We start from the raw sequence: 8,340 nt of genomic DNA on the forward strand, positions 1-8,340 counted from the left end.
TTTAAGTAATTGATGTCCAGTAATTTGAAAACAAACATCGTCATTTCGATTTCTGTATTTCGAAAATGTTAGGTCTCGGAATGACGATTTTCTCAAGATTATGGGTCGAATTCAGGTTATAAATAAATCTTAGTTTTTGAAGTAGTTTAAATTAGTAAGTTCAAACCATTAATTGTCATAACTGCAGTGTAAATGTCCGGAACAGCTAAAAAATCCATTAAAGATAAGTTAGTACATCTAAAATAGATTTAATATGAAAAGTCTAACGATAATATTTTTTGGTATAGTAATGCTTTGTGCATGCTACAGCCCAAGGAAATCTGGTATCACCCAACAACCAATATTAGCTGATTATCAAGTTGGTGAAAAATGGGTTTGGAAATACAAAGGGGTATCATCGGGAGGAGAAATACGCTCAGAAGGAGAAGATACCAGAGAAATAGTCAGTATTGAGGGAGTTTTAGGTATGACCATAGGAAATGATACCATTCCCGTTTTAGACATTGTTAAGCCGGAAGAAAGCGAAACACCCAGGTACCACTGGCCTCTGGAAGTGGGTAAACAATGGAAATATGAAAGCAATTGGACAAGTCAAGATGGAACAACAGGTAAACAAAGTCTAGAAGCTGAGATATTATCTTACCGGGAAGAAAGGGTAGAAGCTGGAACATTCATGGCCTACACGATTAAATACACAGGTAGAACCACGAATTCCAGAGGATACAATGCAAATGAAGAAGAGGTTTGGTTGTATGCACCTGCAATTAAAAATTTCATTAAACTTACCCAAGCTCAAGATGGCTTTTTATATATAGAGGAATTAATCGACTATTCAAAACCCAAGTAAACCTCTAAAAAGAAGTGGACTTTGCTGATCTATTTATTATTTGAGTCATCTATTTAAATACAAATGTAAAGTTGTAAAGCCTTTAAACACGGAATGTATGCAATTTATAGCACCAAAAGCTATCAAAAACCGAGTTTCAGGACCATTTTCCTAAGCTCATTAAACTGATCCAATAGGGTCATAATATAATCTTCCGCCTCAGTTTACTAGGTTGGTCCCACTCAAATGTTAGGATCGAACCAATTACATGCTGAGAAACTACTTTTGATTTTATTTCATGTGCTAAATAGGCCAGTGTTAGTTGCATTCCTATAAATATATATTCAAGATAACATCATCCCGGAAGGCTAAGTTTTGAACCGCCTACAGAGATGGCAAGGGATTGCTTGCCGTTTACGGCGTATACACTTGGGGTAGCATGACCTTCAGCAGGCAACTGATACTCCCAGAGTACTTGTCCGTTGTCTTTGTCAAAAGCCCGAATTTTGGAATCAGCGGTAGCTGCAATAAACAGAAGTCCTCCGGCTGTTACGACCGGTCCCCCGTAATTTTCTGTGCCGGTAATCGGGATTCCACGTTTCGTCAGCTCTTCATATTCTCCCAGCGGCACCTTCCATTTGATGGTGCCGGTATTAAGATCAACTGCATTTAGTGTTCCCCAGGGCGGTTTTATGGCAGGATAGCCTTCATCATCCTGCCAGCGTTGGAAACCTCGGAAGACATAAGGTGGCGCATTGTCACCTCGCTCGTTCTTAGTATTAACAGCCGGTTCTTCATTAAAGAGAAATTTAATGATGGCTTCCCGACGAGCTTCTGAGACCTGGTCAAAGGCTGGCATTCGGCCTCCTCCCTTTTTCATTATCTGCATCACCACATCCTTGTTTAATCGGCTAGAAATATTTTCAAGTGATGGAAAGCCGCCGGCTGGGTTTCCTTTACGATCTGTCCCATGACAGGATGCACAATTGATCAGGTATTGTTTTTCACCAAAAGGCAATGTACTGCCATCAGACTTTTTTGTTGGTACCAGTTGATAAAACCAGGGAATCTCATTTACATTCACATACAGTATTCCTTCGGGATCTGCTGCAGCGCCACCCCATTCCATACCTCCATCGTATCCCGGAAATATGATCGTTTGGTCAATACTTGGGGGCGGATGAGCTCCATAATTTCCCGATTGACTGAATACCTCTTTGCTCATTTGCTTGGCTCTGGGAGAAATATTGGATAAGTCATCCACAGTATATTCTTGCCTCATCAGTGGTGGTGGCTTTATTGGAAAAGGTTGTGTAGGCCAGTTTCGCACCCCTTCAATTTTAGATGCCTCTTGTGGACGTTCTTCTATTGGCCACAATGGTTTTCCGGTAACCCTATCATATACGAACAACAGCCCCATCTTTGTTCCTACGGCAACTATTTCAACCTTTTCTCCTTCATGCTTTACTGTAAGCAAAGTGGGTGGTTGAGGGATGTCCATATCCCAAAGGTCATGGTGTACCAATTGGTGGTGCCAAAGTCGTTCTCCTGTATTCGCATCGAGTGCAACGAGCGAGTTAGCAAATAAGTTTTCTCCGTAACGGTTGCCACCATAAAAATCCGGACCGGCCGTCTCTGTTGACAAATAGACGATGCCGCGTGGTATATCAATGGCCAGACCTGACCAATCGGATGCTCCTCCAGTTCTTTCCAAATAGTTTTCCGGCCAGGTTTCTGATCCATATTCACCTGGTCGGGGCAAGGTATGAAAAATCCACTTTCGCTTACCGGTTCGGATGTCAAATGCTCGAACAGCTCCAGGTACATCTTCCCCTACATTGGCTCCGATGATAAACATTTCCTTGTAAATCAGCCCGGGCGTATTGAGCATCACATTCGGTTTGCCTGAAACGTCCATTCCTTCACCAAGGTGGATCGATCCATTTTCTCCAAAAGAAGTGATAAGTCCTCCATCTTTTGCATTCAAGGCATAAAGCCGGTTACCCTTCGAAGTAAGAATGCGACCATCTTCGCCATCATCCCAGTACATCAGGCCTCGTTGGTCCCCATCAGCGAGGGATTTATGAACCTCGGAAGGATCAAAGGTCCACTGTTCTTTCCCTGTGGCACCATCCAGCGCCACAACCCGGCTGTGTGGGGTGGCCGTGTATAGCCATCCATCAACAATAAGGTTATTCGTTTGATAATTGGCACTGTCTCCTGTCTGATAAGTCCAGGCCAATTCCAATTGAGACACATTTTCTGTATTAATTTGATCCAGTGAGGAGTACTGATTGCTTGTAGGGTGACCCAGGTAGGTTGCCCAATCATCCCCGGCACCATCCTCTTGGCTTTGTTTGCAGGCACTTAGATTTAAAAACAGGTAAAAAATGAAGATGAGTTTGTGTTTTGAAAAATAGTGATCTATGTCCATATTCTAGCGGATTTTAATTTTGTGGATGGGGCATTATCGATGCAAAATATGAAAAATATTGATCATGTCTATAGATTATGTCACCTTTCAAATTAAAGAACAATACAAAATTGGGAGATGAGCAATTGTTTGATCTAGTGATTGGGTGATCTGATGATTTTGTGATCGGGTGAACCATTGTTGGGATGATTGGGGTAGGAAATTTGTTAACTTATGATTTGAATTAAGGATGTGGTTTGACTATTTGCTACTTCATTTCTTTGCATAGGCGACTAAACGGAACCGAAGTCAGCAAATTGAAAACTTATTTCGAAAATATTTTAAGATTTATCATTTGGGACAATCCGGTAGAGCTTATTCCAATATAGTACTTCAGACTGTGTTTTTTACCCCATAGATGCCAACCTACTTTCCTGTTCTTTGAATTTTTAAATCTGATTTAACAAATAAAGGATAGTATCACTTATATTTATTTTTTTTGTTATAAAGAGACCTGACCCAAGATGAAATTAATTAGATCCAGACTGTTTTTAATGTTTGTTATATTTTCCTTATTAAGTTGTGGAGAGAGTAATCATACGATTTATGTAAGTCCAAATGGCATCAACACACAGGAAGGTACCGAGGAATTCCCTCTGCAGACCCTTGACAGAGCTTTAGAAATGGCAATGGAAATTAGAGCGGATAAAAAAGGAAAAATAAGCATTTACTTGAAAGAAGGTGAGTACCATTTATCCGCCCCTTTGGTTATTCCAAATGTCTTAAGTGATTTAGCAATTATTGGTGAAGGGACAGAAAAAGTTAGCGTAAAAGGGTCAAAAGTGCTTCAAACGAATTGGAAGGCTTTTGATAAGCATATTTTCTTTACTGAGCTTAGTGAAGCTATTGATTTTAACCAATTATTTATCAATGGCCAAAAGCAAATTCTTGCAAGGTATCCCAATTATAATGAAAATGGTGGCGCTTGGCAGGGCCATGCTGCAGATGCCATCTCCACGAAAAGGGTTGGCACATGGACAAATCCTGTAGGAGGATTTGTCCATGCCATGCACCGTGGTAGGTGGGGAGGTTTTCATTATTTGATTACCGGAGTTGATACAGAAGGTGAACTGATTCTTAGCGGTGGACACCAAAATAATCGACCTTCAAGTATGCACCCGGAACTCAGAATGGTAGAAAATATATTTGAGGAGCTAGATAGTGAAGGGGAATGGTATTTTGATAAGCAAACAAACAGGCTATACTTATGGGTGGAAGAAGGAACGGATTTATCCAATTCAATCACGGAAGTTTCATTGCTCAAACACCTGATAGAAATTACCGGAAATAGTGAAGAACCGGTTAATAATGTCAAAATTGAAGGCATTCGCTTTACCCATACCAAAACTACCTTTATGGAAGATTATGATAAGTTGCTGCGAAGTGACTGGACAATTTATAGAGGCGGGGCCATTTTATTAAACGGAACTAATTCCGTATCAATTCTGGATTGTGAATTTACCAATTTAGGTGGGAATGTGATTTTTGTAAATGGTTACAACCGTAATACAGAAATTGTGGGCAATCACATTTATGATTGTGGCGCAACGGCCATTGCTTTTGTTGGTGATCCTACAGCTGTTCGTTCAGGAGCTTTTCAATATGAGGAGTTTGTTCCAATAGAAGACATGGATACTATTCCCGGTCCGGCCAATGAACTGTACCCTGCAACAGCCAAAGTTGCAAACAATTTGATCTATAGAATAGGACGTGTTGAAAAGCAAGTGGCAGGGGTTCAGTTGTCTATGGCGATGAATATTCACATTCAAAACAATAGTATTTATGAGGTACCAAGAGCAGGAATTAATGTAAGTGAAGGAACTTGGGGTGGCCACTTGATTGAAAATAATGATGTGTTCAATACAGTATTGGAAACCGGGGATCATGGGGCTTTCAACTCATGGGGCAGGGACCGATTCTGGCATCCCCAAAGAAAGGTAATGGATAGTCTTGTAAGTGAAAATCCCCAAATGCCCTATTGGGATGCCATTCACACTACCATAATTAGAAACAACCGTTTTCGCTGTGACCATGGCTGGGACATTGATTTGGATGATGGCTCTTCCAATTACCATATTTACAATAATTTGTGCTTAAATGGTGGGATTAAATTACGGGAAGGGTTTGATAGACAGGTGGAAAACAATATCATGGTAAACAATGGTTTCCATCCCCATGTTTGGTTTGAAAATAGTAAGGATATTTATAAAAAGAATATTTCCATGACCAAACATTTCCCAATTCGTCTTGAAGGATGGGGGGATGAAGTAGATTATAACCTGTTTCCTGATTCAATATCCTTGGCTTTAGCTAAAGAAAATGGAACAGATTCCCATAGTACCTATGGGAATCCACAATTTATTTCGCGTGAATCAGGTGATTTTAGGGTTATAAAAAACTCACCGGCACTTCCCTTAGGCTTTGAAAATTTTCCAATGGATAATTTTGGAGTTCAAAAGTCAAATTTAAAAGCAATAGCTAAACAGCCCAATATTCCTGAATTGAATGCTTTATATGCCCAAAATGACACTATTAATACAAAAATTTGGTTGGGGGCTAAACTAAAGAATGTTGAAACCCTTGCCGAACAATCTGCCTCAGGTTTACACAATTTGGCTGGAGTTATTGTTTTAAGTGTAGCCAATGAAAGTAAATTGGCAATGGCAGGCATAGAAGAGTCAGATGTAATTGTGGAAGTAGGTGGTGAAGAAATAAAAGATATCACAAGTTTTCTCATAAAATATCAGGAAAACTTATGGCGTGGTTATTTAAATTTAACCATTGTACGGAATCAGAAAAAGAAGAATATTAAGGTAGACTTACAATGATTTTTTCACTTTCAAATAGCTTCCTTATTGGATCTCACACAGTGCGCTTACTAAGGTTATTCTTTTAAGAATCTTGTAATAAAAGGTGAAAAAAACCAGAAAGTTTGAGTTCTGTGAAATTTTAAAATTATTATTGTAAAAACGGTAACTTCTTTTTTGCGTTTTGGATATTATTTTTTGCTTTTTAAACAATTTGCTCAAATAAAGCGTTAAAAATCAGCAGTGTTTATATTTTATATATAGCAAAATTGTTAATTTTGCGTAGTCATAAGGTGAAGATTTTCCTAAAAGAATAAGGATTTCATTGAAATTTCAGGTCACATTTGAATGGTAAAATAAATAGGTAAATGGTTTTTTAAAGTGATAAAATCCTAAAGGTACTGTTTTTTAAACAGGTAAATCGATTAATTTTTTTCTCAATTAAAGGAAATTATTTTTCGTATATCTTATTTGAAATTAATGTTGAATTATACTACCTGATATATAATGAACAATTAATAAAAATACAGAATTTTAGATTTATATTTTTTATATTATTTATTTATAACGGCCCTAATATTATGGAAAAAAGTAAAATATATTTATTTGCAATATCGATTGTATTGCTATTGAATGGATGTAATCTATTCTCGCCCGAAGATAAGGTCGATACAGATAACGACGCCTTGTCTTTATCCATTCCATCAGGATTTGATTTCAGTACATACCATGATGTTACTATCAATATAGAAGATGATGGCAATTATGCGAAATATGAAATTTTTGCCTATACAGAGGATTTATACGATGCCGGAACTGAAACCTACGAAGATGAATTTGGTGAAACAGTGACAGAAACGGTCTATAAATCTGATGTGATGGATAAATTGATTTTTAGCGGTGTTCCCAAAGAAGGAGTGTTGATCCAAACCATCAATTTACCCAAGTTTTATGATAAAGTCTACATTCGTAGAAATGAAAACTTAGCCTTTACATCCTCCATTGAAGAGATCGTAGACCAAAGGGTTGACTTCAAATATTATAATGCCGGCTCCAATGAGAGAACATTAGTAGAAGGTGATGTTACAGATTATTTATATTGTGTAAATGGTAGTGGACAGCTGTTTCAAGTTGATCCATTGACAGGTAAATTAACAGACCTTTCAAATATGCCCATGGGTAGTTATACCTGTGCGATTGACCAAGAAAATAAAGTTCTTTATTCTATTGGTAAATCCAAACCCTATCCATTAATGAAATACTCCATTGTGGATAATAGTTGGGAAACGGTGGCTAACCTTGGAATGGGAGGGCCTAGGTTGGATTTTAATGATGAGGATGGCTTGTTGTATTTCTCTGATAACAAAGCAAAGCTGTTTATTTTTGACCCTGCCACCGGAGAAAATTTAGATAATAAAAATATTTTAGGATTGCACAACACCACAGGAGGTGATTTGGCTTTTGCAGAGGATGGTACACTTTTTATTTGTACATTTTCCGGTTTATATGAGTTGGAATTAAACGATGACGGGGATTATGAAAGTACTAGAATCAGTGCGGATAATCTACCATTTACCCCTACATCAATGACTTTTGATTCCAACAAAGAATTATGGTTGGCTGAAGCCTCATCCAGTGCAGACCTAATCATTATGGATACTGAAACAGGTGGTTGGGAATATCGATATGGAGCAAGGGCCAATAACGGTACCGATTATGGAAGAAAGTTAAATGACCTGACCACATTTAGGGTATATTCCGATGTAGTTGATGAAACGGATTCTGATGGTGACGGTATTAAAGATTCTGATGATGCCTATCCGGATGATGCAGATGCAGCCTTCGAGTCCTTTACTCCAAGTAAGTATGGAAAAGGAACCATAGCTTTTGAAGATTTATGGCCTTCTTCCGGTGATTACGATTTTAATGATGCTGCATTAAGTTATCAAGCCATTGCTATTTTGAATTCAGACAATTTAGCTGTTAGATTGGAATTTATTTGTAATATTAAAGCCAACGGGGCAGGGTATACCAATGGAATCGGCTTTGAAATAGAAGGTTTGGATCCCTCTAAAATTGCAAGTGTAACAGGAACATCTCTTAATCAAGGCTATATTACCACCAATGATAATGGAACAGAGGCAGACCAAGAGAATGCCGTAATTATTTTAGCTGATGATGTTGATAATATATTAAACGAAACTACTATTACAGTTAGTTTTAATGAGCCGATT

General features: G+C 38.2%; 4 protein-coding genes. 3 read left to right on the forward strand and 1 reads right to left on the reverse strand.

What is annotated here, in order from left to right; all coding sequences use genetic code 11:
* The first annotated feature begins 253 nt into the window (after positions 1 to 253).
* Positions 254 to 847 carry a hypothetical protein gene (locus AAC037_RS13490; RefSeq protein WP_339903481.1) on the forward strand — a complete coding sequence of 198 codons (594 nt, stop codon included), beginning with the start codon at positions 254 to 256 and terminating at the stop codon, positions 845 to 847.
* A 334-nt stretch (positions 848 to 1,181) separates the two neighbouring features.
* Here AAC037_RS13490 and AAC037_RS13495 read toward each other — a convergent pair whose 3' ends face one another.
* Positions 1,182 to 3,260: a PQQ-binding-like beta-propeller repeat protein gene (locus tag AAC037_RS13495; RefSeq protein ID WP_339903482.1), complete on the reverse strand. Its 2,079-nt coding sequence runs from the start codon at positions 3,258 to 3,260 to the stop codon at positions 1,182 to 1,184.
* Between the two features lie 503 nt (positions 3,261 to 3,763).
* Between AAC037_RS13495 and AAC037_RS13500 the strand changes: the two genes are divergently transcribed.
* A complete protein-coding gene (locus AAC037_RS13500) occupies positions 3,764 to 6,127 on the forward strand; it encodes a PDZ domain-containing protein (protein WP_339903483.1) in 2,364 nt (787 codons plus the stop codon).
* Positions 6,128 to 6,687: 560 nt separating this feature from the next.
* Positions 6,688 to 8,340 (forward strand): LruC domain-containing protein (locus AAC037_RS13505; RefSeq protein ID WP_339903484.1); only part of this gene is annotated, 1,653 nt, incomplete at its 3' end.

Origin of the sequence: uncultured Cyclobacterium sp. (assembly GCF_963976465.1) — a bacterium.
Taxonomy (GTDB): domain Bacteria; phylum Bacteroidota; class Bacteroidia; order Cytophagales; family Cyclobacteriaceae; genus Cyclobacterium.

Coding starts and splice junctions, on each gene's coding strand:
- AAC037_RS13495 (WP_339903482.1), bottom strand. CDS start 3,260: ATGGACATAGATCACTATTTTTCAAAACACAAACTCATCTTCATTTTT.
- AAC037_RS13490 (WP_339903481.1), top strand. CDS start 254: ATGAAAAGTCTAACGATAATATTTTTTGGTATAGTAATGCTTTGTGCA.
- AAC037_RS13500 (WP_339903483.1), top strand. CDS start 3,764: ATGAAATTAATTAGATCCAGACTGTTTTTAATGTTTGTTATATTTTCC.